The organism is Polyangium mundeleinium (assembly GCF_028369105.1).
Taxonomy (GTDB): domain Bacteria; phylum Myxococcota_A; class Polyangia; order Polyangiales; family Polyangiaceae; genus Polyangium; species Polyangium mundeleinium.
Map to the genome: position 1 here is coordinate 11,012,682 of NZ_JAQNDO010000001.1, position 26,732 is coordinate 11,039,413.

Consider the following 26,732-nt stretch of genomic DNA (forward strand, 5'->3'; position numbering starts at 1 on the left):
AGGAGCCTCTTTCATGCGACAAGGTATTTTCATGACCGCGGCGATGGGCACGTTTGTCCTGGCCGCGGCATGTTCGAGCCCCGACGTGCAGCAGGGCGGCGGCGGCCATGGCGGCAGCGGTGGCCAGGGCGGCGGTGGGCCGGGCATGAGCCTGCCCGCCCAGGGCATCGTGAGCAACGATTGCGCGCCGAACGACGGCCCCTGGCTCGTGTTCACCCTCGGAACCGCGTCGACGTGTGGCCAGGCGGGGGGCCCCGAGCCCCAGCTCCACTTCGCGATCTACCCCGGCAACACATCCATGCTCGCGGCCGGACAATCGTGGACGTTCAACGCCGCCATGCCGACGAACGAGGTGCAGGCGTGGTGGTATGCGAATGGCATCGGCGGCAACTCCGAAGCGCCGAAAGACGCCTCCGTCGAGGTGGTTTCGGTTGGCGCCGACGAGGCCCAGGTGAAATATACGTTCCTCACGACAAACGGCACGATGTATGCCGGCCACATGGACGTCTCGATCTGCACCACGGTCCCCATGTGCGGATGAGGCGCGGCTCCTCTGCGCGCGAAACAACAAGAGCGCTGATTCGTTGACGCTCCCACGTTTTGATACGCACAAGGCACCGAAGAGGCCTGTTGCGTCGGGCGGCCGGTCGCTGGTAGGTTGACCGGTCATGTCGCCGGGTCGTCTCAGCCCATTTCCCAAACGCAAAAGCAGCACGAAGCTCCGTGCCCAGAGACCCGGATCGATCGCGCCGCCGCGCGCGAGCGTCCCGCCGCCGTTGCTCGATCCGGCGAGCGAGCTCTCGGCCGTCCTCGCCGAGCTCTCGCCGCACGGCGTGGCCGCGCTCCTCGCCCACGCGCGCAAGCTGCGCGACGATGAGCGGCGCCGCGGCGCGTCACCTCCCCTCATCGTGCTCTCCCCGCGTGATTTCGCGGCGCGCGTAATCCAAGCGGCGAGCGACCTGATCGTGGCGCGGGACGACGGCAGGATGTTCATCGCCGCGCTTTTCCGTTCGCTCGAAGAGCGCGGGGAGACGTCCGGGCTCGGGTTCGCCGAGTTCAAGAACCGGCTGCTCATGGCGCACCAGGCGGGTCTCCTCGTGCTCAGCCGCTTCGAGCCGCACGAGCGCGCCGACGCCGCGACCGTCACCGCCTCCGAGATTCGCCACCTCGGCGCGACGTTCCACCTCGTGCTCGTGCGTCGCCCCAAGTCGGAGGGATCGAAGTAAACTCGGACGGCAATGGCGCGTCCCGTCGCCGAAACAAGCCCCGCTCCGCCGCCCGCCGTGCGCGCCGCGGCGCTCTTCGTGATCGGCGCGCTCGTCCTCTCTCTTTCACTGATGGCCGCCGCGATGGCCCTCTACCCCGGCGGCACGTGGCTCGATCGCTCGTCCCCCGGGCACGATTTTCTCCGTAACTTTTTCTGCGATCTGACAGCGGATCGTGCGCTCAATGGGCAGACGAACCCGGGCGCATCATTCGCCAAGGCCGGGATGGTCCTCCTGTCCGCGGGCACGCTGCCGTTCTGGTTTCTCGTCACGCGGCTGTTTTCGGAGCGCCCTCGGCTCGCGCTCGCCGTGCGTGGGCTCGGGCTCGCCTCGGCGCTCGCGGCGATTGCGGTGCCGCTCGCGCCGTCGCAGCGGTATGGCTTGCTCCACGCGCTGCTCATCTTCGTCGCGGGGGTGCCTGGGCTCCTCGCGGGCGGGCTCGCGACGTTCGGGCTCGTCACGACAAACCACGGGCCGCGCACGCCGGCGCGCCTCGCGGGGCTCACGGCGGGACTCGCGGCGCTCGACGGAGCGCTTTATGCAGCGCACGTCGCGTCGGGCGTGGAGATCACCTCGGCGCTGCTTCCGACGCTGCAAAAGTTCGCCGCGCTCGCGCTCGTCGCCTGGATGGCCGGCACGGCCAAGCTCGCCGGCCTTCGCGATTAAGGTACTTCCCAGCCCGTCGACGCTGTCCACAGGAAAAACCAATCCTGCAGGTCGAGCTCGATTGCGAGCGCGCTCGCCGCGCTGCGGATCCGATCGAGCCGGTTTGTCCCGAGCACCGGGACTATCTTCGACGGGTGTCGGAGCAGCCACGCGAAGAGAATCGCGTCGGGCGCAGCTCCGTATTTTCGGGCGAGCTCGTCGAGCGCGCCGCGCACGCGCCGCTCGACGTCGCCGCCGCCGTGGAAGATCCGCCCGCCGGCCGTCGGCGACCAGGCCATTGGCGAGATGCCGAGGCGCTGGCATTGATCGAGCGTCCCGTCGACGAACGCGTCGTGCCGGAGCGGGTTCACCTCGACCTGGTTCGTCACGATGCGCGACGCGAGCCGGCTCTGGAGCATTTCGAGCTGCGAGGGCGCAAAATTCGAGACGCCGAAGTGCAGGACCTTGCCCTCCCTCCGAAGCATTTCGAACGTCCCGGCCACCTCGTCCGGATCGAGCAGCGGGCTCGGTCGGTGCAAGAGCAGGACGTCGAGATGATCGGTCGCCAAATTTCTCAGCGATCGTTCGACGGACGAGACGATGTGGCGGCGTGAATCATCGTAATGCTTGATGCGGGTCTCCGGCCGGGCGGGATCGACCAGCATGATCCCGCATTTCGTGACGATCTCGATCTTCTCGCGCAGGCCCGGCGACGCGCGGAGGGCTTCGCCGAACACTTCCTCGCAGCGATATCCGCCATAGATGTCAGCGTGATCGAACGTCGTGATCCCACAATCGAGGCAGGCGTGGATCTTGTCGAGGACGCGTGGGACCGACGCCCCCTCCGAATCGTCGAGCAGCCGCCAGACGCCGTAGGCGATCCGCGACACCGTGGGTCCCTCGCCGGCCAAACGAACGCGCAGATTCGTCTCCGTCATGCTCACGCGTGGCATCCTACCCGAGGGCGGTGACGCTTGTCACGCGGCGAGAGCCCGGCGCGCTGAGAGGCGATCCCCCCTCAATCGTCCCCGGCCGTGCACGCGATTTCCATGTACCCGTACGGCTGCGCCCTCGCTCCGGCGGTGAAACGGAAAAACCACGGGTACATCCCTTTGTCGCAACTGACGTCATCGAAGGAAAAATCTGCCACGCAAAATCCGCTCTTGCAGCCGGGACAATCTGGCGAAGTGCGACAGCTCTCGAGCGCTGCGCCCTCGTGCTGCATGACTTCGCAACGGCGGAACGTCTCGCCATAACGCTCGACGAATGTCTCCTTTCCGTCCGGATCTCGCCAGCCTTTCTCTGGATCGCATTGCTCGAGCTCCGGCTGCGCGACGTGGATCTTGCACGAGGCGATGCCGTTCGGGTCGACCTGGATGGGCCGCGGCATGCAGGGGCGACCACAATCGACGAATCCCCCGTTGATCATTGCGTCCCATTCATTGTCGTCGTCACACGGCCATGCGTAGTCCCGCGCGCCGACGAGCTCCCCCCACGCCTCGAGGCGCGTATCGCCGGTCTTGCCCCCGAGCTGGCAGCCGAATGGCTCCGCGGTCGACGGAACCACCAGGATCTTCTGGCTCACCGACGACAACGAGACCTCGTTCGGCACGAGCTCCCCTGGAGTCATGAAGTCCTCGTCGTCCCGCGTGCTCGCGACGAAAAGCACAGGGGTCGTGCCTTTGGCGAGCGACGCGACAAACGCCGCCTCCGCGTCGGTCTCAGGCGCATGCAATCCCCTCATGACATCGAGCGCGCGGTTCGCCGCTCGAAGCGGCCGGTACGCCTCTCCAGGCATCGCGAGCCGCTGCTCCATAGCCTCGGCCGCGGCAGCTACGACAGCCTCGACCTCTTCCGCTTTCGACGTGAGCGTCTGCCATGCGAGCGCCGGCCGATCGATGGGCGTGACGAGCGCGAGCTCCGTCGGCGCGCTCGGGCGCACGATGACCACACGATCATCACCCGGGCGCCATTCCGCGGGATCAGCCGTCCCCTCGCCGCAGCTCTCGCCGCGCGTACGCACCTCCGCGAGCAGGCCCGCGCGCAATGCCCACGCACACGACGGCAACTCCGCAGCGCGGAATGCCTACCTCGTTGACAGTCGAATCAACTCAACTGAGGAGCGCCAACAGATCGTCGCGCGTGATCGCCGCCGCCTGCGCCGCCTCCCCGAGCGCCGCGTCCGCCACCAGGCGCTTTTTCTCCTGCAGCGCGAGGATGCGCTCCTCCACCGTATCCTTCGCGACCAGCCGGTACACGAAGACGGGTTTGTCTTGGCCGATGCGGTGCGCGCGGTCCGCGGCCTGGTCCTCGACGGCCGGGTTCCACCACGGATCGAGCAAGAACACGTGATCGGCCGCCGTCAAATTGAGGCCCGTGCCGCCCGCCTTGAGCGAGAGGAGCATCACCGGCGGGCCTCCTTCGGCCTGGAACTCGTTCACCACACCCGCGCGATCCACGGTCGAGCCGTCGAGCCGATTGAAGGAGATCCCCGCCTCGGCGAGGTGCGCTCCACCAGGTCGAGCAGCGACGTCCATTGCGAGAAAACGAGCGCCTTGTGGCCATCCGCCGCCGCATCCGCGAGCGCCTCGACGAGCGCCTCGACCTTCGACGATGCATTCGCAACCTGTCCGGGCACGAGCGCCGCATGGCAGGCGGCCTGGCGCAGCCGGAGCAACGCTTCGAGCGCGGCGAGCACGCTGCCGCCCTCGGCGAGGCGCTTGACGACGTCCGTGAGCGTCGCCGCGCGCACGGCGTCGTATACGGCGCGCTCCTTGTCGTCGAGCTCCACGCTGAGCACGCGGTCGGTGCGCGGGGGCAATTCGGGCGCGACCTCGCGCTTCAAGCGGCGCAGAACGAAGGGCCGAATGCGCTCACGCAGCCGCTCGGCCGCACCTGCATGCCCCGCCTCGATCGGCCCGGCATAACGCTCCTTGAAATCGCTGCGACCGCCGAGCAAGCCGCGGTTCGCGAAATGCATCTGGCTCCAGAGCTCCTCCAGCCGGTTCTCCACGGGCGTGCCGCTGAGCGCCACCTTGAATTTCCCGCGCAACGCATACGCGGCCCGCGCGACCTGGCTGTCGGGATTCTTGATCGCCTGCGCCTCGTCGAGCACGATGGTGTCCCATTCCACGGCCGAGAGCGCCTCGATGTCGATGCGAAGCATCGAATACGTGGTGAGCGTGACGTCGGCCTTCGGATCGAGCGCGCGCTTCGGGCCGTGGTAGAGGGCCGCCGAAAGGTTTGGCCGGAACTTCCGGATCTCGGCCTCCCAGTTGAAGAGCACGCTCTTCGGACAAACCACGAGCGCGCGGCCACGCGTGGACGCGAGCGCCTGCAAGGTCTTTCCGAGGCCCATGTCGTCCGCGAGGATCCCGCCGAGCCCCGTGTCCCGCAGGAACGCGAGCCAATCGACGCCGCGGCGCTGGTAGGAGCGGAGCGTCGCGGAGAGGCCCCCGGGCAAGGGCGCCTCGGGTATCCCGGAAAAACCTTCGAGCAGAGGGGCGAGCCGAGAAAAACCCGGGGGGCGTGGGGCGTCGATCTCCTCGCAGAGGCGCGCGAGCGCGGGCAGGAGCGCGGGCGGGATCGTCTGGTCCTCGGTCTCCGCACGCGCGGCGAGCAAATCGGCCACGCGATCGCCGAACCGCGAGAGCCAATCGGAAGGCAGCGGCGCGAAGCCTCCACCTTCGAGCGGGACGATGTCGAGCCCGTCTTTCCATGCGCGAATGACGGCCGCGCCGCTCGCGTGTTTCGTCGTCCCACCCTCCGCTCCGTCCTCGGCGATGGATTCGAAGACGACGTCGAATCCGTCACCCTGGATGTCGAACCGGGGCACGAGCGGGCGCTTGCCAAACAACTCGCCGAGCGTCTCGCCTTGCTCGCCGCCGCGAAACCCTTTGAGCTTTTGAGCAAATCGTAATGCGGCCTCGCCGTCGAGATCGACGCGCCGGCCGGGGATCAGGTTGAGCTCGTCGCGGAGCCGCTCGATGAGCCTTCGCTCCTCGGCCTCGTCGCGCACGGGCACGGTCCCGCCGAGGTGGACGAGCACATTTTGATCGACGCGGGCCTCCGGCGGATCTCCATACACGAGCAGCGGCAGCACGGAGAGGGTATGCCCCGCCTGCGAAAGCTCGATCGAAATGCGCGGGCGGCCCTTCCGCGCGACGCCTGGGAGCCTGCGCGTGCGCACCACGAGGCGCGTGTGTTTGTCGAGGTCGGGGAGGATCTTCGTGACGAACGTGCCGAGCTCCTCTTTCGCGACGTGCCGCTCCATGGGCAATTTTTCCCACGCATCGCCGGTGATCGAGGTATCCCCGAGCGGACGTAGGACGTCCCCCGTGCGCGCGGCGCCGCGGGCGACGACCTCGTCGACGGAAGGGTCTTTCTCGACACGCACGAGGACGCCGCCATTCTTGCCGTCAAGCACGACGGCCGAGGGGCGAACGGCCTGTTTGTTCGTGCGGACGGGAAAACCGTCGAAGAGGACGCTCGGCGCAGCCTCCAGGAGCGCGAAGAGCTCCCGCACGCGCGAGAGCGGGACGACGCCGCCCTTCCAGGTCGAGAACATGCGGTCGATCGTGATGTCCTCGTGCGTGGGCAAGACCGGCAGATCGCCGCGCGAGACACGATTCGTGATCGAGCCCTGGAACGGCTCGCGGCGGCCGTCCGGAAAAAGGACGGCGCGCTCCAGGAACAACGTGCCCGCGTCGCGGCTGAACTCGTATTCGATCTTGCCGAGCGCGGGCTTCGGCGCAGGCGCGGCTCGCGGGCCAGCGTCCGTCCCGGTCGCGGGGCTCTGGCCTTCGGGGGATTGGGCCGCGACGATCACGGCGGCGGCGACGTGCTGGCAGGGGTCGAATTTGCCACCGCAATCACAGGTCCACTCCTCGTCCGCGACGTACAGCGTGACCGTGGGCGCGATGGCGACGCCGGGGACGCGGATGCGATAGGTGAGCTCGGTGGCGGTCCTCCTGTCGAGGATCACGGCGCCGTCGCGCGCCAGGTTGATACCCTTCGACCAGAGACCGGGCGGGCAGGCTTTACGAACCGCCTGGAGGAGCGAGTCCATGACGACGGGAGCGGTAGCACGGGACGGCGCGCGTGTCGCCTCCCTCGGGTCAGCGCACGTCGGCCTCGATCTCCGCTCCGTGAGGCCCGTAGCATTCGTAGTGGACGCGATCGGCCGGCACCCCGAAGACGTGCAGCGCGCCGCGGATCGAACGCATGAAGGGTATCGGCCCGGTGAAATAAAAATCGCAATCGTTTCCGGGGAGGTTCCGCCCGAGCGTGCCGAGGCCGAGGCGGCCCCGGGTCTCGTAATCGCGCCCAGGCTCGTCCTCGGCCGAAGGCTGCGAATAGCAGCGGTGGAGCGTGACGTTCGGGTGGCGGCGCGCGAGCTCCTCGATCTCCCGTCGGAGCGGGTGGTGGCGCCCGTCGTGCATCATCTGGAAGAAGTAAATGGGCCGGTCGATCCCGCGATCGAGGGCGCTCTGGAACAGGCTGAACATCACCGTGATGCCGATGCCCGCGCCGATGAAGACGAGCGGGCGCTGCGATTCGACGAGGACGAGCTCGCCGAACGGCGACGAGACGTCGAGCACGTCCCCTTCCCGCACGTGGTCGTGGAAGAACCGGGAGCAGACGCTGTCAGGGTTTCCCTGCGCGCCGGGCTCACGCTTGATCGTGACCCGGAAATGCCCCTTTCCCGGCGCGGTCGAGAGCGAGTAATTGCGATACACGGCGCTGCCACCGGCGCGCGAATACCCGGGCACCTCGACGCGAAAGGTGACGTACTGGCCGGCCTCGTAATGCGGCAGGGGGCCGCCGTCCCGGGGCGTGAGGTAAAACGAGGCAGAGTCCGCCGACTCCTGGACCTTCTGCCGGACCACGAAAGGCCGGAACCCCTCCCATCCGCCCGGCGTTTGGGCGCTCTTCTGCGTGAGATCCCGCTCGATCTCGATGAACAGGTCGGCGAGGACGCCATACGCCTCGCGCCAGGCGGCCATGATCTCGTCCGTCGCGACATCGCCGAGGACGGCCTTGACCGAGGCGAGGAAGTGGTGACCGACGATCGGGTAATGCTCGGGCCGGATGTTGAGCGAGGCGTGGCGGTGCGCGATGCGCATCACCGTGGCCTTCAGCTCGGGCAGGTCGTCGAGGCTCGTCATGGAGCCATTGAGCACGTTCGTCAGCGCGGCGCCCGAGGCGCCCTCTCGGCCGAAGAAATCCCCCCGGAACGCCTCCTGCTGCGAGCCGCGTGTCTTCTGCTCGCCCGTGCCCTGGTTGGCCGGGTTGAAGAGCAGCTCGAGCTCGGGGTGTTCGTGGAGCATCTGGCGGTAGAAACGACGAATGATCGTCGCGCCATGTTCGGCGAGGACCGGAGCCGTCGCCTTCACGATCGCGACAGTCTCGGCCGAGAGGGTCTTTCTGCTCATGGCTCAACCCGCCGCGCGCATGCCGGCGATGAAAAAGGGATACAACTCCGCGCGCATGAGGCCCTCGGACACGACCGGGTCCGCGTCGACGATCGCGCGCGCGGCGGCCTCGTCCCGAGCCTCGACGACGGCCATGCCGAACGTCTCCGGGCCCGTCGTCAACGTGCGACCGACGAAGACGAGCACGCCGCGCGCCTTCAATTCTTCGAGGTACGCGCCGTGTCGGCCGAGCGTGGCCATCTCGGTCTCCGTGGGGCCGGTCTGCAGGAGATCCGATCGCACGGCCCGGACGACGTATATCCACTTGTCCGTGGGCTGAGAGGCAGGTTGGTCGCTCATGGGCATCGCATCATGGTCCATCGCGGCGCGATAAATCCACTCGAACCTACGTCCTTGTATGGCTGTCCTCGAGGATGGCCCGGAAGATCACCTCGGCAAGGTCTGCCGGGACGCCCTGACGCTCGGCGTACACGCGCCGATCCGCGAGGAGCTCGACCTCGCGCATCGGATCCACGAGCGGCAGGCCGAGCGCCCGCTTTTTGACGAAGAGCGCGCCGACGAGCGCTCTCCGCCGCGCGATGAGGTCGAGCAGCGCATGGTCGAGCTCGTCGAGCGCGCTGCGGGTCTCGCTGACGTCGGCAGGAAGCATGACGGGCCCAAGGGTACAACCGCGTCGGGCGCGTGCCACCGCTTTCGGGTTGCGATATAGCGTCCGACCATGAGCTCCCCCGCGCTGCCGAGGCGCCCCGAGATCCTCGCCCCCGCCGGTGATGACGCCGCGCTCCGGGCCGCGGTGCTGGCCGGCGCGGACGCCGTTTATTTTGGGCTCCAAGGGTTCAACGCGCGGGCGCGCGCGAAAAACTTCGACGCCGAGGGGCTCACGCGGACGATGGCGTTCCTGCATGAGCACGGGGTCCGCGGGTACGTCACGCTGAACACGCTGGTCTTCGACGAGGAACTCGAGAACGTCGAGAACGCCGTGCGTACGTGCGCGGAGGCCGGCGTGGACGCGGTGATCGTGCAGGACCTCGGGGTCGCGCGGCTCGTGCGGGCGATCGCGCCGGCGCTCGCGATCCACGCCTCGACGCAGATGACGTGCACCGACGCGGGTGCCGCGGAGCTCGCGCGTGAGCTCGGCGCGAGCCGGGTCATCCTGGCGCGCGAGCTGTCGGTCGACGACATCGCAGCGATCCGGCGCGCGACGGACGTGGAGATCGAGGTCTTCGTGCACGGCGCGCTCTGCATCGCGTATTCGGGGCAGTGCTTGACGAGCGAGGCCATCGGCGGGCGCAGCGCGAACCGCGGCGCGTGCGCCCAGGCGTGCCGGCTGCCGTACGAGCTCGTCGTCGATGGGGAAAAGCGAGACCTCGGGGATCACGCGTATCTCCTGTCGCCGGAGGATCTGGAGGCGAGCGCGCTCGTGCCGAAGCTCGCCGAGCTCGGCGTCTCATCGCTGAAGATCGAAGGGCGGCTGAAGGGGCCCGACTATGTGGCCGCGACGACGCGGCTCTACCGCGCGGCGCTCGAAGCGAGCAGCGCGGGCCCGAGCGAGGCGCTCGGTTCGATCCGAAAAACCGCGCTGCAAACGTATTCACGAGGATCGGGTCCGGGCTTTCTCGCGGGCGTGGATCACCAGCGGCTCGTGGAGGGGCGCGCCTGTGATCATCGAGGCTTGCCGGTGGGCGAGCTCGTCGGGACCACGCGCGCGCGAGGGAAAACGCTGCTCCGGATCCGGCTCGCGGAGGCGATCACGCGTGGCGACGGCGTGCTCGTGGAGGGCGGGTTCGCGGGCGCAGGCGAACTCGGCGGGCGCGTCTGGACGATCGCGACGAACGGCGCGGACACGCCGCGCGCCGAGGCGGGCGAGGAGGTCGCCGTCTGGCTCGGACCCGATGTGCGGGTGGATGTCGCGAAGCCGGGCCGGCGCGTGTGGAAGACGGACGATCCGGCGACGGAAAAGGCGATCCTCGCGGAGATCGAGCGAGCGCCGCGGAAGGTGCCGCTCTCGATCCGGGTGTCGGGGGCGATCGGAGAGATGCCGCGGTTCGAGGCGTCGACGACGTCGGGGCTCTGGGGCGTCGTGACGGGCGACGCGCCGATCGGCGAGGCGCGCGGGGGCGCGGACGTCGCCGCGGTGCTGAAGGACAAACTCGGGCGGCTCGGCGATACGCCGTTCGAGATCGCGGCGATCGACGCGGACCTGCCGACGGGTGTGATGATCCCGCCGTCATCGCTGAACCGGGCGCGCCGCGCGCTCGTGGAGGCGCTGCTCGCGTCGGCCGCGCGGAAGGTGGAGACGACGTCGGTGCATTTCCAGGACCTCGTGCGCGCGGCGGGCCCGCCCGATCGGAGCCCGCCGGCGGCCGGTCTTTTCGTGCTCTGCCGGACGGAGGCGCAAGCGGCGGCGGCGCTCGATGCAGGCGCGGACGGGGTCTATCTCGATTTCTTGGAGCTCGTAGGAACGGGCGCGGCCTTGCGCGCGCTCCGGACGTCGCGGCCGAACGTGACGATCGGCGTCGCGCCGCCGCGCATTCGCAAGCCAGGCGAGGAGAAGATCGACCGGTACCTGCTCTCCCTGGAGCCCGATCTCCTGCTCGTGCGTGGGCTCGGCGCGCTGCGGGAGGGCGCGGGGCTCTCGATTCCGCGGATCGGCGATTTCTCGCTGAACGTGACGAACCGATTGACGGCCGCGGAGGTGCTCTCGCGCGGGCTCTCGGCGTTCACGCCCTCGTTCGACCTCGACGCGGCGCAGCTCGAACGGCTGCTCGATTCGCCGTTCGGGCCGTTCGCCGAGGTGGTCCTGCATCACCCGATGCCACTCTTCCACATGGAGCATTGCGTGATCGCGGCGCTGCTCTCGACAGGGAAGGATTTTCGTGATTGCGGCAGGCCCTGCGAGAAGCACAAGGTGTCCTTGCGGGACCGCGCGGGGATGGAGCACCCGGTGGAGGCGGACGTGGGCTGCCGGAACACGGTGTTTCACGCGGCGGCGCAGAGCGCGGCGAGCCTCGCGTCCGCGGCGGCGCGGGGGGGCGTGCGGCGATTCCGGATCGAGCTCGTGCGCGAGACGGCGGAGGACGTGGCGACGATCGTCGGGACGTACCGGAGGCTGCTCGAAGGCAAGATGCACGCGCCCGAGGTCTTCCGCGCGCTCCGGGCCGAAGGCGGATATGGTGTGGTGAAGGGGTCACTCCGGGTGCTTCCGGCGTGAGGGATCGCATGTGATGAAAAAGCGAGAGCCGCTCCAGATCGGACAACATACGCTGTCGTTCGAAGACCCCGGGATCGCCGTACACGTGTACCGGGGGCCGATCACGTTGGAGGACATGCGTGTCCTCGTCGATCTCCCGGACATGGACGAGCACGAGGGCAGATTTCAGCTCGCCCTCTACCACATGCATGAATTCGGCGGCCTCGACGCCGCCGCGCGCAAGTTGGGCGCCGAACGGCCGAGGCCGGCGGGAACGTATTACGCGGCCTATGTGGGCACGAGCTTCAAGACGCGCGTGGTCATCTCGCTGTTCACGCGCGCCGCGAACCTCTTGCAAGGTCAAAAGACCGTGCTCGGCTTTTTCGATGACCACGAATTGGCCAGGGCTTGGCTCGTCGAGTGCCGCGCAAAGCACCTCGCGGCGGACAAAAAATAGACCGAGGGCGCACGTCTCCGTGCACCCCCGGTCGAAAGCCTAAGGAAGTGGTGCGGCCCTGGAACGCCCGGGAGCGGAGGGAGCTCAAGGGCGGAGGAATCGATTACTTGCGCGCGGCGACCTGCGCCTGGATCTGGCGGCGCAGCTTCTTCACCTCGGTCTGAGGCAGGTAGCGAAGCAATTCAGCGGTCTTGGCGCGCTCGTCCTCCTCGGCGAACGTGAGGAGGTACATCGGGGGCACGCCGAAGCCCTCCGCGAGACGGGCGATCGTGCCGATCGTGATCGCGGCGAGGCCGTGCTCGACGCTGGAGAGGTGGCCCTTCGAGAGCGCGCTCGCGTCGGCGAGGGCGCCGAGGGACATATTGCGCTCCTTGCGAAGCGCGCGAATACGGGTACCAACCTGGAGGGCAAACGGCTCGGGGGTCGAACGTCGCGGCATGTGATTTAGGGTTCTCGGTTCGCCCTCGCGGGCGCTCCGACCGGCCTCCTTCTCGCCGGGGAAAATGGTTTCGTCTGTCGTTTCGGAAGCTCTCGTCGCCCCGCGTCGCTTTCATTCGCGACCACCGCGGCGACCACGAAAATGACTATGCACCCATTCCGACGAACCCGCACGAAAAACCGCAAGTCGATCGGTCCGTCAATGTCCTACCCAGCATGGCCGCTGTAGCGAGGCCAGGGAAAACGTGGGGCGTGAGGGACATTGATTGTCCTAGGCTCTTTCGTGATGGACAAAAAAGCGAGAGCGCCGATCGGACCTGCCGATCAGCGCTCTCTGGATGGTCTTGTGGGTGGGGCGCGATTACTTGCGGGCGGCGACCTGCGCCTGGATCTGGCGGCGCAGCTTCCTCACCTCGGTCTGAGGCAGGTAGCGGAGGAGCTCGGCCGTGTGGGCGCGCTCGTCCTCCGCCGCGAACGTGAGGAGGTACATCGGGGGCACGCCGAAGCCCTGCGCGAGCCGGGCGATCGTGCCGATCGTGATCGCGGCGAGGCCATGCTCGACGCTCGAGAGGTGGCCCTTCGAAAGCTCACTCGCGTCGGCGAGCGCCGCGAGGGACATGTTCATCTCGTACCGGAGCTCGCGGATACGGGCGCCAACCTGGAGTGCAAACGCATCGGGAGTAGAACGTCGGGGCATGTGGATGTGGTTCTCGGTTCGCCCTCGCGGACGCGCCGACCGGCCTCCTTCTCGCCGGAATTCCAAGGGTCTTTTTTCGCTGGTGAAGCTCTCGGTCGTCCGGCCTCTCCGCGCCTTTCGCGCTCGGCTCGGTACGACCAGGAGCGAATATGCACCGCATTGGACGAACCCGCACCGAAAAACGTGATCGTGGTAGGACACCAATTGTCCTACCACGCACGGATGCGGCATTGAGAGGAGGGAAAACGCGAGGCAGATCGGACGCTTTTCGTCCTAGCTCGCGTTTTCTTGCGGCGACGGTGGACGATTGCGCCGATCGAGGGAGAAGAAGGCGAGGCAGGCGTCCGCCGACGCCGTCGGTATCGGTCTGCGAGAAAGTTTCAACCTCGGAGCAACTGTCCGGGGCGCAGACGGCGTCGAGGCACTCCCGTGAGGAGGAGCTTCAATGAAGGACGATCGTGGGGCGCTCTTCGCCGGGCAGCCAGAGCTCGGAGATGGTGACGAACATGTCCTCCCGAAAGTACCAGCACTTCCAGCCGCAGGAGGCCCAGTTCACGATGCTCAGCACGCGCCGATCCTCTTTGCGCACGGGAAACACCACGTGCAGGCCGTCGAAGGTCTTGTCGATCTCCTTGCCCTGGAAGTCCTTGCTCTTGCCCTTGACCTTGAAGTCGGTGATCGAGACGTCCTTCTCGGAGCCGCCGATGACGCGGAGGCCCTTGAACTCGTCCCGCGGATCCCGACACGAGATACGGAGCCATTCGCGGACCGCGGACGCCGTGCAGAACTCGTGAGGGCGGAGAAGCTCGAGCGGCGTCGCCTTTTCCCATTCCTCGGGCGTGGGTTTGTCGGACGCTGTCTCGGGCGGAGACCATTCCGCGAGGGGAGGTGCGCTCGGCTCCGGGGGCGCGGGCGCGGGCGCAGCGGCCGCCGAGGCAGGCGGGGTCGCGGGCGCAGCGGCCGCGGATGCGGGCACAGGTGCAGCGGCGGGCGCAGGCGCCTCTTCGGCCACGGCGAACGAAAAGAAGCCGAGGAGGACCAGGAACGGCGGCGAAAAGGCCAAGGCGCGGCGCAGGTTCGAGTTGCTCATAACGTCTTCAGGAAGGCGACGAGCGCCGCCCGATCCTCCTTGGAGAGATGATCCGTATGGCCCATGCGCTTGCCATTGCGCTCGACGAGATCTTCGAGCGTGGCCGCGCTGCCGTCGTGGTAATAAGGCGCGCTTCCGGCGAGGTAGAGCAGCGAGGGCGTCTTGAATTTCCAGTCGTCCTCGGCCTCTGTCTCGAATCGCGCCTTGTCGAACGCCCACGTGCCGAGCCCCACGACAGCGCGGTTCGTGTATTCGGTCTTCGGAACATGGCAGGTCGCGCAGCCGACGTTGGGGTCGTTGAAGAGCACCTCGCCGCGCTTCTCCGCGGCGGTCTTCTCGTGGTTGTCGCGCGGGGGCGGGACGAGGCCGTTGCGAGCAAAGGCAGCAATGGCCTCGGCGCGCGGGATCGTCTTGTCCGCAGAATAACTCAAAGGCCCGCCGCCGAGCCAGCGATGGAGGCCAATGCCGATGATCACGCGGTGCTTGAGGTTCGGGCTCTCGCCTTTCCAGCCATAAGGTCCGAATGCGGCGACGCGGCCCGCGAGCATCGGCGTCTGGCGCGGGACGCCCTTGAAGAAGCCCTCGAAGGCCTGCTTGTCCTCGAAGGCATGCATCGCGTTGGGCTCGAATTTGCCCTTTTGTTCGTAGCTCTCCCGGATGTCCTCGTGCCACACGTGCCCGTCGTCGCGCCCCTCGGGGTGGCAGCCGGCGCAGCCATACGAGGCGCTCAAGAGCCAGTCGCGCGCATTGTAATAAAGCCGGCGACCGATGGCCGCCTGCTCGGGTAGGGGATCCGGGCCGAGGGAAAAAATCGCAGGGGGCGAGGATTCGTAGGGGGCGCGTTTGTCGAAGGCGTCGAGGCGGACGATCGCAAGGTCGTGGCTCGATCGGCAAAACACGAAGGCCGTGCCCTCGTCCTCGGAGAGCGCGATTCCGGTGGGCGCGCCGCAGCGGGTGGCGCCGGGTTTGTCTTCCTCGGTATTGCCACCGCCGAGGTCGTACTTGCGAAGGGCGCCGAGCGAGGGATCGAGGGAGAGCGCGTCGAGCTCGACGAGGTGGTCGGTGCCTTCACTCGCGACGAGCAAGGTGCGGGTCTTCTTGCGATACACGACGGCGCGCGGTTGGACGAAGATCTCGCCGAGCTGCGCAGGCGCAGGGCCCGTGAGGTGCGGGTCGGCCTCTTCGAATCCGAATTCGCCGAGGAGCTTTTGAAACGGCTTCGATTGCATGACGAACCAGCGAGGCGCCCGCACGGCGAGCGGGCTCTCGTCGGCCGTCGAGAGGACATCGACGGTGTTTTGCCCATTCCACGCGCTCTCGCCCATGGCCCCGAGCGCCTGGCGCGGGACAAAAAGGCGCGCGCCATCGGGGGAGAGGACGGCCGAATACGCGAGTGTTGCGGCCTCACGCCGCGCCGGATCAGGCGGGGTGCGCAAGGGTGCCGCCGGGAAAGGAACGTCTTTCACGCGGGCGTCGCCGTCGACGGCGTCGATGCGCGAGAGCGTGGCGCGGACGAGGTGCGTGACGTAGGCGGTTTTTCCGTCGGGCAAAGCGACGACAGCGCGCGGCTCGCGCGGGACGTCGAGGGTCCAGCGTTTCTGGAGGGTTTTGAGGTCGACGGCGGAGACCGCGTGGGTCCACGGCGAGGTGACGAGCGCGGTGGATTCGTCGGGGGTGATCGCGAGGCCCCAAGCATCGGCCGGGAGCTCGACACGGCCGATCTCGACGAGGCCGGCCGCGGGATCGGGGCGCATGACGAGCAAGAGGCCCGGGCCTTCATAAGGTGATGCAGGATCGTCGGTCTTGCGAAGGCCACGCACCGTGACGAGGACACGATCGTCGAGGGCAAGGACGGCCGCCGGGGGCCCAGGCATCTTGACGGCGACGGGCGGGTTCTGCGCGTCGGCGGGGAGCGCAATACGCCGCACGACCTGCTGATCCTCGTCCGCGAGCCAAAGCGCAGGCTCGGACGGCGAGCGGACGAGCGCGCCGCCCTCGCGCACGAGCGGGGGCTTCCGCGCGCGGGTAGGCTGCTGCGCGGCCGGGGTCGCGTTCGAGGCGGTGGGCTTTGGCGTCACGTCGGTCGGCGAGGGCGTATCGCCGGATTTGCAGGCGGCGAGGGCCGCGAGCGAGGTGAAGCCTGCGAGGAGAAAGGTGGACGCGGTGGTTCGCATCGGCGGGATCCGGGTACGCTCCAGGGTACCCCGACATTCCAGCCGAGGGCTACGGCCGGCCGCGCGGGGCGCGCGAGGAAAACGGGGTTGTCAGGGCGATCCGCCGGCCGCGAGGAGGGCGTGCGCGACGAATCCGAGGACGAACCCGACGCCGAGCGCGACAAGGCCAAACGCAAACGCGGCGCGGCGAGGGACGGCGTCGGCCGGGATGACGACGGCAGGCGCAGGCCTCGGCGCGCCAGGCATTTCGCCAAAGCCGACGACAGGCGGACGGCCGAGCGGCGGGGCAACGGGCGGCGCAGCGAGCGGCGCGGCAGCGATGGGCAGGGCGACGGGCGGCGGCGCGGCGGGCGGCGTGATGATGACCTGCGGAGGGGCCGCTGCCGGAGCGACCGCGGGGACTCCAAACGCGGGCGACGGGCGGCGGAGGGCCGCTGGAGGGCCCGGGTCGGGGATGTCGGAGACGGCCGGCATCGGCACGGTGAGCGCGGGAGACGGGCGCTGGATCGGGGCCGAGGGACCAAAACGCGCGGACGCGGGAGGCGGAGCGACGGGGGAAGGCGCAGCGGGCGCGGCGAAGGGGAGTTGCGTGGCGGCCGAGCCGAGGAGCGAGGAGACGGGGGCCGCCTGGGTGGGGGCGTCGGCGTCTCCGCCTCGCGGGCGCGCGAGGGCGCGGGCCTCGGCGAGTTCTTTCAGCATGGGCTCGATGCCCTCGTACCGCTCGGCGGGCCTGCGCTTGACGGCGCGCATGACGATCGCGGAGAGGCGCTCGGCCGCGGGGTCCCTGCGGGTGAGCGCGATGGGCGGGGCGTCGTCGCTCAATTTCTGGCGCGCGTACGAGAGGTCGTCCTGGTCGCCGAAGACGTTCCGGCCCGAGGCGGCGCGGTAGAGGATCGCGCCGAGCGCGTAGACGTCGGCCGTTCCGTTGACGTCGCGCGAGTTCAGGAGTTGCTCGGGCGCCATGTACGGGATGGTGCCGACGGCCATGTCGGCGCGGGTGATGCCGGTGAGCGTCTCCTCTTTGCCGCGTTGGTCCTCGGCCGGATCGAGGAGGCGGGCGAGGCCAAAGTCGATGAGCACGGCGCGTCGCTCCCCGCTCGACAAGCGCCGCAGGATGACGTTTTCGGGTTTGACGTCGCGGTGGACGATGCTGGCCCGGTGGAGGTCCGCGATGGCGCGCGCGACGCCCTCGCCGATGTCGAGGACCTCCTCGACGGCGAGCGTGCCCTGCTTTTCGAGCAGATCGGCGAGGGACATGCCCTCGACGTACTCCATCACGAGCAGGAGGCCGAAGTCGGGATCGGTCGTCTGTTCGATGACGCGCGAGACGTGGTCGCTCTCGATCTTGCCGAGGAGGAGCGCCTCGCGGCGAAAACGCGTGACGAGGTGGTGATCACGCGCGGCGTCGGGCAGGAGGCGCTTGATCGCGACCTGCGCGCCCCCCACCTGCGCGCCGATCCACACCTCGCCCATACCGCCCTCGGCGATCTTGCGCTCGAGGCGGTACTTCCCCCCAATCATCGCCCCCGGGACGAAGTCCATCGGCCACGATGCTACCCGAGGACGGGTCCCCAGCACGAGGATTTGGCGCTTTTTCCCGAGGTGACGCCGGGCGTCCGCGCGCTACGGCCCCGCGTCGTATTCGACGGTCAGGGAAAACGTGTCGGCGCTGTCGACGACACAACCTCGGCGCAGGCGAACGGTGAACGTGTAGAGGTTCGTCCCGGGCCCGTACTGGGAAGGATCGACGCCGAAACGGACGATGCCCGTGCCGCACGCGTCCGCGGGAAGCACGAGCGGCGAGGTCGCGCAGGAGGTCGCCCTGTCCGCCGGGGTTTCGCAGCGCTCGAGCTCGAGCACGTAGCCATCACGCGGATCGAGGGGCACGCGGGCGGCGTACTCGGCAAACCACGTGACGCCGACAGCCTGAGAGATCTGGAAGTTCGGGTCCGGAGCGCTCACCCACGCAGCACGCGCGAGTGGTTCGCCTTCGCCGAGGAGCGTGCCGCACGGATCGTTTGGATCGACGGCGCTGCCCGGTTCGAGGTTCGCTGTTTCGTCGCATGCGCCCGCGTCGGATCCTCCGTCCCGGCTATCGAAGTCACCCGACGCGCCGTGCGAAGCCCCCTCGCCTTTCGAAGCGTCGTCCTGCGTTTCACGTCCCTGACAACCGGTAGCAGCGAGGAGCAGCAAAAGCGCAGCTCGTGACAATGTGAACGGCCGAAGCGTCGTCGAATGCATGGTTCCCTTCAGCCTTTGCAATCGAGATGCCCGAAAACGACGGGGACAGACGCAGTGGAAACGCGGCGCCGGGCGTTGACGAGGCGGACGGGCCTTCGATACTTTGGGGGGATGTTCAGCGCGGGATCGGCACGTTCGGGATATCGGCTGACGACGCTGTTCGTGCTCGGCGCACTCTCGCTCGCGGGCTGCGGCAGCGACGAACCCGCGGTGAAGCCGGGCGGGACGGGCGAGCCGCCGACGGAGCGTCCGCGGCTCGCGGGGACATTGCTTTACGAGAGCGTCGCGTACAACCACGAGGCAGACGGGCTCGACTATTCGAAGGTGACCCAGAAGCCGATCCGCGGCGCGCGCGTGGCGCTGCTCGACGCGGCGAACGATGCGTTGATCGCCGAGACGACCTCGGACGCGCTGGGCCAGTACGCCTTCGACTGGGAGGGCACGACGCAGGTGAAGGTATGGGTCTACGCCGAGACGATGGTGCCCTCCATCCTCGTCGTGGACAACACGGCGAGCGACGCGACGTACGTGATGGAGAGCGGCGAGGTCGTGGTCGACGAGCCGAGGTCACTCGACATGGTGGCGACGACGGGCTGGACAGGGGTTTCGTACGGCAAACCCCGGCTCGCGGCGCCGTTTTCGGTGCTCGACGCGGCCTATACGGCGGCGCGGCGGTTCCTCGACGAGACGACGCCGCCGCCCGTGTTCCCGAAGCTCGCGATCAACTGGAGCGTGGAGAACCGGCCCGAGGACGGGCTCGTCGGGCTCGGTCAGATCGGGACCTCGCACTGGGACGGCGACGAGATCTACGTGCTCGGCAAGGAGAACGTGGACACGGACGAGTTCGACACGCACGTGCTGGTGCACGAGTGGGGGCACTCGTTCGAGGAGCACATCACGCGCTCGGATAGCTGGGGCGGCTCGCACGGGTACGGCGACGTGCTCGATCCGCGGCTCGCCTTCAGCGAGGGGTTCTGCAACGCGCTCTCCGCGATGATCCTCGACCCGGACACGGTCTACAGCGACGCGATGGGCGCCGGGCAGAAGGACGGGTTCTGGGAGGACATCGAGGAAAACGATACGAGCCAGTCCGCGAAGCCCGGCTGGTACTCGGAGACGACGGTGCAGAACGTGGTGTTCGACGCGTACGACGAGAACGCCGAGGCCTTCGACAACGTCGAGGTGAAGCTGCAAGGCGTGTACGCGGTGATGATCGGCGATCTGAAGTCGACGCCGGCGATGACCACGCTGTTCCCGTTCGTCGCGGGGCTGAAGAGCGCGCATCCGGAAGCGGCGACGGCGATCGACGCGCTGGTCGGGCATCACGGGTCGGGCAGCTCGTTCGGGATCGATCCGGTGACGGACGCGTGGGGGACGGGCGAGACGCACACGGCCGGAGATCCCGGGGCGCTGCCGGTGTTCGTGCCGATGGCAGTGAACGAGTCGGTGAAGCTGACGTTGATCGGCGGGATCGATCCGGCGCTGCTCGGGCAGAACCGGTTCCTCCGCGTGAAGGGCACGGGCGGGACGCTGAAGGTGAGCTCGAGCGCGACGAGTGACGTGGACCTTTACGTGTACCTGCGCGGCAAGGAGCTCGACAGCGCCGCGTCGGAGAGCGGCGAGGAGACGGTGTCGTTCGCCACGACCGCCGGCGAAGACTACGTGGTGAACGTGCAGGGCTACGGAGAATTTTCGGGCCCGTACGAAGTGACGATCGAGGTCCTGCCATGAAAAAAGGGAACGAGATGCGCGCGCTGTGGATGCTCGCTTGTGTCGTGGCCGCGTGCGGGACGGTCGAGCGGAAGGAGCCCGATCTCGGCGGTCCGGAAGCGCCCCTCGCCGAGGCGAACGCCGAGGAGGGAGGCGAGGTGCGGACGCAGAAGCCGGGGGCGCCCGTGAAGGTCGAGGGGAAGCTCGCGGCGTCGAGCGCAGCGCTGACGGTCGATTTCGAGGAGGCCGCGAGCGATGTGACCGTGGAGGTCTGGGGCGTGGACGGGCTCGTCGTGACGAGCGCGAAGGAGCCCGTGCAGAACCGGCGTTTCGGTCAGGGCGAGAAGGTCGGCGTCGAGGTGTCGTTCACGGCGCCAGCGACGCGGGCCGATCTCGCGGTGCGGGTGCGCGGGACGTTCAACGGACGCGTGCGCGAGCGGGTGCAGTCGTTCACCGTGAACGCGGGCGCGCCGAGCTTGACGCAGCCGCCGGGGGAGATTCGTACGGGGCCGGATGGAAAACCCGTGCGGGTGCTTCGCGCCGAGTAAGCGGCGGCTGGAGGCGGCTTCGGGTCACCTGCAGGGACGTCAATCGGTGCTCGCGGCTGCCCCGGGTCACCTGCAAGCACCCTCGGTCGGTGCTCGCGGCTGCCCCGGGTCACCTGCAGGGACGTCGGTCGGTGCTCGCGGCTGCCCCGGGTCATCTGCAAGCACCCTCGGTCGGTGCTCGCGGCTGCCCCGGGTCACCTGCAGGGACGTCGGTCGGTGCTCGCGGCTGCCCCGGGTCACCTGCAAGGACGTCGATCGGTGCTCGCGGCTGCCCCGGGTCACCTGCAAGCACCGTCGGTCGGTCGTCGCGGCTGCCCCGGGTCACCTGAAAGCACCGTCGGTCGGTGCGGGACGCTGGTCGGGGTGTCGTGCTTCCCCGTTTCGCGAGGGAATTCCACACCCAACGTCAGCGATACCCGTACTTGCCGAGCGAATCCGCGACCTCCTGGGCCGTGGGGCGCGCGGCGGGGTCGGGATCCATGCAGCGCTCGAAGAGGAGCGCGAGGCCGCCCTGGAGGCCCTCGACGCGGCGCAGGCCCGTAGGCCGCGGGAGGGTTTGGCCCTGCATGCCGACGAAGATCGGCGGGACGTTGAAGGGGCGCTTGCCCGTGAGGATCTCGTAGGCGATGACGCCGAGGCTGAAGACGTCGGAGTGCGCCTTCCAGTGGCGTGAGCCCTGTGCGAGCTCCGGGCCCATGTAGGTCGGGGTGCCGACGAGGATGCCCGTGCGCGTGACCTCCTGCGGCGGCGGCGCGATGCTGCGGCGTGTGGAGGGCGGCGAATCGAGCTCGCGAGGCCGCTCGGAGAGGGGCGGGCGCTCCTGGACCTCCCCCGTGAGCGTGGAGATGCCGAAGTCGACGAGCTTGACCTGCGCATGCCCCTCGGCGTCCTCGGCGACCATGACGTTGCCCGGCTTGAGGTCGCGGTGGATGACGCCCTGCGCGTGCACGGCGGCGAGGCCCGCGGCCATCTGGCGGAGCACCGAGCAGGACCAGGTGACGTCGCGGTAGCGCTCTTTGCAGCGATGGAGCGGCTTGCCCTTGCAGAGCTCCATGACGAGGTAGAGCAGGCCCTCGGGGGTGACGTCGACGTCGGCGATCGAGGCGAGGTTCGGGTGGTCGAGGCGGGAGAGGATCTGCGCCTCGCGCACGAAGCGCGCCATCGCGAGCTTGTCGCTGCGGCTCGTGAGGACCTTCATGGCAAAGCTGCGCGCGTCGCGGACACGCTCGACCTCGTAGACGACGCCCATCGCGCCCTGGCCGAGCTCCTCGATGACGCGGTACCGCTCGGCGATGAGGGCGCCGACCTCGAAGCTCGGCGTGGCGGTGACGAGCTCGTCCTCGTCGACGTCGACGTCGGTGCGGAGCGAGGAGAGGAGGCTCGTCGTGTGCTGCTGGATCTTGCGGCGGAGCTCCTCGTTCAGGACCTCGACCTCGGCCTTCTTGGTTTCGATCGTGCGGATCTTGGCCTGCACGTCGCGGCGCATCTGGTCGAGGCCCCGCGCGAGGTCCGCGAACTCGCTCTTCTCGTCGACGGGGATCGGGGTCTTGATGTCGCCCGACGCGAGGCGCGCGGCGGCTTCGAGCAGCACCGCCTGCTCGGCGATGCGCTTCTGGTGGAGCGAGCTTTCCAGCTCGGCGCGGACGGCACGCGTGGAGACGATGTTGATGGAGAGCTTCTCGCCGAGGGCGTTGAGGAGCGAGAGGTCGGCGTCGTCGAAGTGCCGGCGTGACTCGTCGGTTTCGAGGTAGAGGACGCCGAGGAGCTCGTCCCGCACGACGAGCGGCGCGGCCATGGCGCTGCGGCGCGTGTCCTCGATGCGCTTCCACACGCGCGCCTCGCGGCGCAGGCGGACCTGTTCGACGAGGTCGTCGAGGTTCGAGGCAAACCCGGCGATGACCGAGGCGAGCGGGATCTCGACGCCACCGGCCTCGCGGCCCGCGGCAACTTCGAGCTCGGCCCCCGCGACCGCGCCCCCCTCGTGGGTGACGAAGAGGAGAGCCGCGCGCGCGCCGAGGAGGCGGATGATCTCGTCGAGCGCGACGCGGGCCTGGCCGCCGCGATCGAGGACCTGCGCCGAGGCGAGGCTGAGCTCGAGGACCCGCGAGTAGCGGCCCATGCGCTCGTGCACCTCGACGAAGCGGCGCGCGAGGATGATGCCGAGCGAGAGGGTGAAGGCAAACATGCCGACGTGGCCGAGCGAGACGTGGTCGCGCGGGACGAGGCCGATCGCCTTGAGCACGTCATGCGAGGCCGCAGCAGCGGCCAGGAGGAACCCACCCGTGAAGATGCGCGCGTCGAGGTTGCCGCGCGTCGCGTGGAGGACCGCGCGGGAGGTCATGAGAAGGATCGTGACGAGGAGGAGGATCTGAAAGGGCAGGAGCGTGCGCAGCACCGGGACGAGCCCGAGCGCGACAAGGAGGGCCGAGCCGAGGAAGTACGCGGCGTGCACCCACTGCAGGCCGCGGAGCAGGCGGAAGCGGTCGGGGCCGAAGACGTGCTCGAAGTACGCGGCGAAGAAGATCGGCGTGAGGTAGAGGCTCGCGAACTCGACGTGGACCCAGAGCAGCGGCGCGTCGACGAGGAGGCCGCGGATGGGCGCGGCCGCGGGGAGGTAGATCCCGAGCGCGAGCGCGAGCAGGCCGTAGGCGAGGTTCGACTTGTCGCGGCGCTCGGAGAGGAAAAGGCCGAGGACGAAGAGGCCCGCCGACACGAGGAGGATGCCCATCGCGAGCGCGGGGAGGTCGGCGCGGACGGCGTCGAGGGCGAGGTCGGCGCGCGGGCCGATCAACGAGTCGCCGTAGGGCCCGATGTTGACGTGATCGGAGTGGATGCGGAGCGTGAGGGTCTTGCCCGCAAAGTTCGATCCGAGCGGGAGGAAGTGCGGCTTGTAGCCCTGGAAGCGGAGCGCGCCGTCGCCCTCGAACGCGCCGAACCGGTAGACGAGGGCGCCGTCGAGGTACGCCTCGACGATCTGATCGACGCCGCGGAGGTAGAGGACGGGCTCGCGCTCGACGTGGCCGACGAGGCGCGTGCGCATCCAGAGGAAACGCGCGCCGTTCCGGCCCTCGGGCGTGGCCTGCGGGGGCAAGGCGCGCCATCCGTCGTTCACCGCGGGCGTGGCCCAGACGAACGCGTTCATGGGGTCGCGCGGCGAGTCGCCCCAGCGGTACTCCCACGTGCCCTGATACGCGTGGGCGTGCGCCTCGACGGCAGAAGGAGCAGGCACGTCCGCGCGCGTGATCGGCGAGGCCGAGAGCATCACGAGGGCGAGAGTTCCGGCGAAAAGAGTGCGCCGGCGCGGCGAACGGGGCATCGCTTGGTCTTGGTCCAGGGGTCCCTCGCGAAGCCGCGAGGATATCAGAGGTGCGCCACCGGCGAACTCACCGCGCGCTCGCCTTCTTGTTCCCCTCGGCCACGGCCTTGCCCGCGATGCGCGCGCGGGCGGCGTGCACGAGCGGCTCGGCCGGCGTCAACGCGTCGACGAGGTCGCCCGCGCGGAGCGCCGCTTCCTCAGCCCGCTTCCACGCAGCCGACGCGCCGATCGTGTTCGGCCCGCTCCGCTGCGCGAGCGTGAGCGCCGACGCGAGGTCCCGTCCGACGCGCTCGATGCGCTGGAGCTCGACGCGCCCCGCCCCCGCGAGTTTGGCGGCCGCATACATTGCCCGCACGATGCCGATGAGGTCGCGCACGGCCGCCGCGGGAAAGGGATCTTCACGCCCGGAAATCACCTGAACGAATGTATCGTAACCGTATCGAAATGGCGAGTCGGGCGTGTTTCGTGAGGTTACCGGAGGGACCCGGTGACCTCTTCCACCGCGCGGCGGAGGGCGCCCGAAAGGACGATGTCGCGGACGGCGGCAATGTCGCGATAGAGCGGGCGGTCCTCGTCGAGCGTGGGGGAGACGACGCGGACGGCCGCGTGCGCCCGCTCGACGGCGGCCGAGGAGCGGAGGGGGCGGCGCTGATCGATGCCCTGGGCGGCCGTGAGGATCTCGATCGCGAGCGAGGTGCGGACGTTCTCGATGACCTGCGCGAGCTTGCGGGCGCTGACGCTGCCCATGCTGACGTGATCTTCGCGGCCGGCGCTCGAAGGGATCGAGTCGACGCTGGCGGGGTGGCAGAGGACCTTGTTCTCGCTGACGAGCGAGGCGCTCGCGACCTGGGCGATCATGAAGCCGGAGTGCAGGCCGCTCTGCGGCGCGAGGAACGGGGTGAGGCCGCTCGAGAGCGCAGGGTTGACGAGCTGCTCGACGCGGCGCTCGCTGATGTTCGCGAGCTCGGCCGCAGCCATGGCCGCGAGGTCGAGCGCGAGCGCGAGCGGCTGGCCGTGGAAATTGCCGCCCGAGAGGAGATCGGCGCCGCCGTCGTCGCGGAGGAAGATGGTGGGGTTGTCGGTGACGCTGTTGATCTCGCGCGTGAGGACGTCGGCGGCCCAGCCGAGGGCGTCACGCGAGGCGCCGTGGACCTGCGGCATGCAGCGGAGCGAGTAGGCGTCCTGCACGCGCGGGCAGTCCGCGTGGCTCTGCATGATCTCGCTGTCGTCGAGCATCCCGCGGAGGTTCGCGGCGCAAGCGGCCTGGCCCGGGTGCGGGCGGACGGCCATGAGGCGCTCGTCGAAGGGGCGCTTCGAGCCCTTGTTCGCTTCGAGGCTCATCGCGCCGGCGACGTCGGCGATCGTGCAGAGGGCGAGCGCGTCGCGCACGGCGAGCGCGCCGACGGCAGCCATGTACTGCGTGCCGTTGATGAGCGCGAGGCCCTCCTTCGCCGCGAGGACCACAGGGCGAAGCTCGGCGCGCGCGAGGGCCTCGGCGCTCGTCATGCGTTCGCCGCGGAAGGAGGCCTCGCCTTCGCCCATGAGCGTGAGCGCGAGGTGCGCGAGCGGCGCGAGGTCGCCCGAGGCGCCGACGGATCCTTGCGAGGGGATGCGCGGCGCGATGCGCGCGTTGAGCATGGCGAGGAGCAGATCGACGACCTCGGCGCGCACGCCGGAATAACCGAGCGCGACGACCTGCGCGCGAAGGACCATCATGGCGCGGATCTCGGGCTCGCCGAGATCCGGGCCGACGCCGGTCGCGTGGCTGCGCACGAGGTTTTTCTGCAAGGCGATGACGTCGCGCTCGGCGATGCGCGTCTCGGCGAGCGCGCCGAAGCCGGTGTTGATGCCGTAAACCGCGGGCGCGGCGTCGCCGGCCTCGGCGATGGCGTCGACGGCGCGGCGCGAGGCGACGATGCGGGCGCGGGCCTCGGGACAGAGGGCGACGGGGCGGCCGCGACGGCTCACGTCCTCGAGATCGGCGAGGGTGATCGGGCGCCCAACGAGAAGAGGCGAAAGGGTGTGCACGCGCGCCACGTTAGTAAGCGGCACTTTCACGGCAAGGGGTGATCGCCTAAGCTCCCGCCCCCGATGCGGAACGTGCGATCGATCTGCGCGGCGCTCGCGCTCGCGCTCGTGGCCTGCGCAGGCGCGGCCGAACCCGGACCCGAGACCACCACGCCGCCCCCGAGCGGCGAGCCGACGGCCGAGCCGGGCGTGTCGGGCGGTGGGGGACCTGGCGCCGCCGTGAGCTCGCCCGTGGCGAGCAGCCCTCCCAGTGGAGCAGCGCCGGGCCCGTTCGTCTGCAGCTTGCCCGCGCCCGTGAAGAGCGACGATGCGTGCACGAAGGACGCGGACTGCGCGCCTTCGGTGCCGTGTCATGCGCGGGCATGCGTCGCGGCGTCACGTGCCGAGCCGCGTAAGCCGGACACGGTCTGCTCGATGATGGCCGACTGCCAGAGCGCCGACGTGAACCCTTGCATGTGCTACGAGGGCCGCTGCGCTCTGGTGCCGAAAGCCAACTGAT

Annotated in this window: 24 protein-coding genes; 8 read left to right on the forward strand and 16 right to left on the reverse strand. The window is 69.0% G+C overall.

Annotation, left to right across the window (positions count from 1 at the left end):
- Positions 1 to 13: 13 nt before the first annotated feature.
- From POL67_RS43315 to POL67_RS43325, 3 genes are all read left to right on the forward strand, one after another.
- Positions 14 to 541, forward strand: a complete 528-nt coding sequence (locus POL67_RS43315) for a hypothetical protein (protein WP_271927086.1) — start codon at positions 14 to 16, stop codon at positions 539 to 541.
- 127 nt (positions 542 to 668) lie between these two features.
- Entirely contained in the window at positions 669 to 1,226 is a 558-nt protein-coding gene (locus POL67_RS43320; protein WP_271927088.1) for a hypothetical protein, read from the forward strand.
- Between the two features lie 12 nt (positions 1,227 to 1,238).
- On the forward strand, positions 1,239 to 1,931 hold the full coding sequence (locus tag POL67_RS43325) for a hypothetical protein (RefSeq protein ID WP_271927090.1): 693 nt from the start codon (positions 1,239 to 1,241) through the stop codon (positions 1,929 to 1,931).
- On the opposite strand, the gene POL67_RS43330 is transcribed toward POL67_RS43325, so the two are convergent.
- The 7 genes from POL67_RS43330 to POL67_RS43355 form a co-directional block, all read right to left on the reverse strand.
- Positions 1,928 to 2,848 (reverse strand): aldo/keto reductase, encoded by a 921-nt coding sequence (locus tag POL67_RS43330; RefSeq protein WP_271931004.1) that lies wholly within the window; start codon positions 2,846 to 2,848, stop codon positions 1,928 to 1,930. The genes POL67_RS43325 and POL67_RS43330 overlap by 4 nt on opposite strands.
- 80 nt (positions 2,849 to 2,928) lie before the next feature.
- Positions 2,929 to 3,933 carry a hypothetical protein gene (locus POL67_RS43335; RefSeq protein WP_271927092.1) on the reverse strand — a complete coding sequence of 335 codons (1,005 nt, stop codon included), beginning with the start codon at positions 3,931 to 3,933 and terminating at the stop codon, positions 2,929 to 2,931.
- 88 nt (positions 3,934 to 4,021) lie between these two features.
- Positions 4,022 to 4,369 (reverse strand): helicase-related protein, encoded by a 348-nt coding sequence (locus POL67_RS54475; protein ID WP_308789577.1) that lies wholly within the window; start codon positions 4,367 to 4,369, stop codon positions 4,022 to 4,024.
- A complete protein-coding gene (locus POL67_RS43340; protein ID WP_276076128.1) occupies positions 4,348 to 6,978 on the reverse strand; it encodes a DEAD/DEAH box helicase in 2,631 nt (876 codons plus the stop codon). The genes POL67_RS54475 and POL67_RS43340 overlap by 22 nt, the downstream gene beginning before the upstream one ends.
- Before the next feature lie 49 nt (positions 6,979 to 7,027).
- Entirely contained in the window at positions 7,028 to 8,344 is a 1,317-nt protein-coding gene (locus POL67_RS43345) for a globin domain-containing protein (RefSeq protein ID WP_271927094.1), read from the reverse strand.
- A gap of 3 nt (positions 8,345 to 8,347) precedes the next feature.
- A complete protein-coding gene (locus tag POL67_RS43350) occupies positions 8,348 to 8,683 on the reverse strand; it encodes a YciI family protein (RefSeq protein WP_271927096.1) in 336 nt (111 codons plus the stop codon).
- Positions 8,684 to 8,729: 46 nt separating this feature from the next.
- Positions 8,730 to 8,993 carry a chorismate mutase gene (locus POL67_RS43355; RefSeq protein ID WP_271927097.1) on the reverse strand — a complete coding sequence of 88 codons (264 nt, stop codon included), beginning with the start codon at positions 8,991 to 8,993 and terminating at the stop codon, positions 8,730 to 8,732.
- Positions 8,994 to 9,062: 69 nt separating this feature from the next.
- Between POL67_RS43355 and POL67_RS43360 the strand changes: the two genes are divergently transcribed.
- On the forward strand, positions 9,063 to 11,555 hold the full coding sequence (locus POL67_RS43360) for a peptidase U32 family protein (protein WP_271927098.1): 2,493 nt from the start codon (positions 9,063 to 9,065) through the stop codon (positions 11,553 to 11,555).
- 13 nt (positions 11,556 to 11,568) lie between these two features.
- Positions 11,569 to 11,991, forward strand: a complete 423-nt coding sequence (locus POL67_RS43365; protein WP_271927099.1) for a hypothetical protein — start codon at positions 11,569 to 11,571, stop codon at positions 11,989 to 11,991.
- 103 nt (positions 11,992 to 12,094) lie between these two features.
- On the opposite strand, the gene POL67_RS43370 is transcribed toward POL67_RS43365, so the two are convergent.
- From POL67_RS43370 to POL67_RS43395, 6 genes are all read right to left on the reverse strand, one after another.
- Positions 12,095 to 12,430 (reverse strand): helix-turn-helix domain-containing protein, encoded by a 336-nt coding sequence (locus POL67_RS43370; RefSeq protein ID WP_271927101.1) that lies wholly within the window; start codon positions 12,428 to 12,430, stop codon positions 12,095 to 12,097.
- A gap of 360 nt (positions 12,431 to 12,790) precedes the next feature.
- Positions 12,791 to 13,357 carry a helix-turn-helix domain-containing protein gene (locus tag POL67_RS53970; protein ID WP_308789578.1) on the reverse strand — a complete coding sequence of 189 codons (567 nt, stop codon included), beginning with the start codon at positions 13,355 to 13,357 and terminating at the stop codon, positions 12,791 to 12,793.
- A 211-nt stretch (positions 13,358 to 13,568) separates the two neighbouring features.
- A complete protein-coding gene (locus POL67_RS43380; protein ID WP_271927105.1) occupies positions 13,569 to 14,216 on the reverse strand; it encodes a hypothetical protein in 648 nt (215 codons plus the stop codon).
- Complete coding sequence (locus POL67_RS43385) at positions 14,213 to 16,390, reverse strand: hypothetical protein (RefSeq protein WP_271927106.1); 2,178 nt, start codon at positions 16,388 to 16,390, stop codon at positions 14,213 to 14,215. Before POL67_RS43385 ends, POL67_RS43380 begins: the two co-directional genes overlap by 4 nt.
- 90 nt (positions 16,391 to 16,480) lie before the next feature.
- The gene (locus tag POL67_RS43390) at positions 16,481 to 17,932 is read right to left on the reverse strand and encodes a serine/threonine-protein kinase (RefSeq protein ID WP_271927107.1); all 1,452 of its coding nucleotides are present in this window, start codon (positions 17,930 to 17,932) and stop codon (positions 16,481 to 16,483) included.
- Between the two features lie 81 nt (positions 17,933 to 18,013).
- The gene (locus POL67_RS43395) at positions 18,014 to 18,631 is read right to left on the reverse strand and encodes a hypothetical protein (protein ID WP_271927109.1); all 618 of its coding nucleotides are present in this window, start codon (positions 18,629 to 18,631) and stop codon (positions 18,014 to 18,016) included.
- Positions 18,632 to 18,742: 111 nt separating this feature from the next.
- On the opposite strand from POL67_RS43395, the gene POL67_RS43400 reads away from it, so the two are divergent.
- Together POL67_RS43400 and POL67_RS43405 are read left to right on the forward strand one after the other, a co-directional pair.
- Positions 18,743 to 20,362 (forward strand): hypothetical protein, encoded by a 1,620-nt coding sequence (locus POL67_RS43400; protein WP_271927111.1) that lies wholly within the window; start codon positions 18,743 to 18,745, stop codon positions 20,360 to 20,362.
- Positions 20,359 to 20,889, forward strand: a complete 531-nt coding sequence (locus POL67_RS43405; RefSeq protein ID WP_271927113.1) for a hypothetical protein — start codon at positions 20,359 to 20,361, stop codon at positions 20,887 to 20,889. The genes POL67_RS43400 and POL67_RS43405 overlap by 4 nt, the downstream gene beginning before the upstream one ends.
- A 406-nt stretch (positions 20,890 to 21,295) precedes the next feature.
- On the opposite strand, the gene POL67_RS43410 is transcribed toward POL67_RS43405, so the two are convergent.
- The 3 genes from POL67_RS43410 to hutH all read right to left on the reverse strand — a co-directional run bounded on the left by POL67_RS43410 (position 21,296) and on the right by hutH (position 26,233).
- Positions 21,296 to 24,151 (reverse strand): protein kinase domain-containing protein, encoded by a 2,856-nt coding sequence (locus POL67_RS43410; RefSeq protein WP_271931007.1) that lies wholly within the window; start codon positions 24,149 to 24,151, stop codon positions 21,296 to 21,298.
- Between the two features lie 121 nt (positions 24,152 to 24,272).
- Positions 24,273 to 24,620 (reverse strand): hypothetical protein, encoded by a 348-nt coding sequence (locus POL67_RS43415; RefSeq protein ID WP_271927115.1) that lies wholly within the window; start codon positions 24,618 to 24,620, stop codon positions 24,273 to 24,275.
- A gap of 56 nt (positions 24,621 to 24,676) precedes the next feature.
- Complete coding sequence (hutH, locus tag POL67_RS43420) at positions 24,677 to 26,233, reverse strand: histidine ammonia-lyase (RefSeq protein WP_271927117.1); 1,557 nt, start codon at positions 26,231 to 26,233, stop codon at positions 24,677 to 24,679.
- Between the two features lie 63 nt (positions 26,234 to 26,296).
- Between hutH and POL67_RS43425 the strand changes: the two genes are divergently transcribed.
- Entirely contained in the window at positions 26,297 to 26,731 is a 435-nt protein-coding gene (locus POL67_RS43425) for a hypothetical protein (protein WP_271927119.1), read from the forward strand.
- Position 26,732: the final 1 nt, after the last annotated feature.

Excerpts from the sequence above, each read along its gene's own strand:
- POL67_RS43390 (WP_271927107.1), bottom strand. The coding sequence starts at position 17,932 with ATGGACTTCGTCCCGGGGGCGATGATTGGGGGGAAGTACCGCCTCGAG.
- POL67_RS43370 (WP_271927101.1), bottom strand. The coding sequence starts at position 12,430 with ATGCCGCGACGTTCGACCCCCGAGCCGTTTGCCCTCCAGGTTGGTACC.
- POL67_RS43345 (WP_271927094.1), bottom strand. The coding sequence starts at position 8,344 with ATGAGCAGAAAGACCCTCTCGGCCGAGACTGTCGCGATCGTGAAGGCG.
- POL67_RS43380 (WP_271927105.1), bottom strand. The coding sequence starts at position 14,216 with ATGAGCAACTCGAACCTGCGCCGCGCCTTGGCCTTTTCGCCGCCGTTC.
- POL67_RS43360 (WP_271927098.1), top strand. The coding sequence starts at position 9,063 with ATGAGCTCCCCCGCGCTGCCGAGGCGCCCCGAGATCCTCGCCCCCGCC.
- POL67_RS43340 (WP_276076128.1), bottom strand. The coding sequence starts at position 6,978 with ATGGACTCGCTCCTCCAGGCGGTTCGTAAAGCCTGCCCGCCCGGTCTC.
- POL67_RS53970 (WP_308789578.1), bottom strand. The coding sequence starts at position 13,357 with ATGCCGCATCCGTGCGTGGTAGGACAATTGGTGTCCTACCACGATCAC.
- POL67_RS43320 (WP_271927088.1), top strand. The coding sequence starts at position 669 with ATGTCGCCGGGTCGTCTCAGCCCATTTCCCAAACGCAAAAGCAGCACG.
- POL67_RS43395 (WP_271927109.1), bottom strand. The coding sequence starts at position 18,631 with ATGCATTCGACGACGCTTCGGCCGTTCACATTGTCACGAGCTGCGCTT.
- POL67_RS43385 (WP_271927106.1), bottom strand. The coding sequence starts at position 16,390 with ATGCGAACCACCGCGTCCACCTTTCTCCTCGCAGGCTTCACCTCGCTC.
- POL67_RS43425 (WP_271927119.1), top strand. The coding sequence starts at position 26,297 with ATGCGGAACGTGCGATCGATCTGCGCGGCGCTCGCGCTCGCGCTCGTG.
- POL67_RS43350 (WP_271927096.1), bottom strand. The coding sequence starts at position 8,683 with ATGAGCGACCAACCTGCCTCTCAGCCCACGGACAAGTGGATATACGTC.
- POL67_RS43325 (WP_271927090.1), top strand. The coding sequence starts at position 1,239 with ATGGCGCGTCCCGTCGCCGAAACAAGCCCCGCTCCGCCGCCCGCCGTG.
- POL67_RS43365 (WP_271927099.1), top strand. The coding sequence starts at position 11,569 with ATGAAAAAGCGAGAGCCGCTCCAGATCGGACAACATACGCTGTCGTTC.
- POL67_RS43405 (WP_271927113.1), top strand. The coding sequence starts at position 20,359 with ATGAAAAAAGGGAACGAGATGCGCGCGCTGTGGATGCTCGCTTGTGTC.
- POL67_RS43355 (WP_271927097.1), bottom strand. The coding sequence starts at position 8,993 with ATGCTTCCTGCCGACGTCAGCGAGACCCGCAGCGCGCTCGACGAGCTC.
- POL67_RS43315 (WP_271927086.1), top strand. The coding sequence starts at position 14 with ATGCGACAAGGTATTTTCATGACCGCGGCGATGGGCACGTTTGTCCTG.
- POL67_RS43410 (WP_271931007.1), bottom strand. The coding sequence starts at position 24,151 with ATGCTCTCGGCCTCGCCGATCACGCGCGCGGACGTGCCTGCTCCTTCT.
- POL67_RS43400 (WP_271927111.1), top strand. The coding sequence starts at position 18,743 with ATGTTCAGCGCGGGATCGGCACGTTCGGGATATCGGCTGACGACGCTG.
- POL67_RS43330 (WP_271931004.1), bottom strand. The coding sequence starts at position 2,848 with ATGACGGAGACGAATCTGCGCGTTCGTTTGGCCGGCGAGGGACCCACG.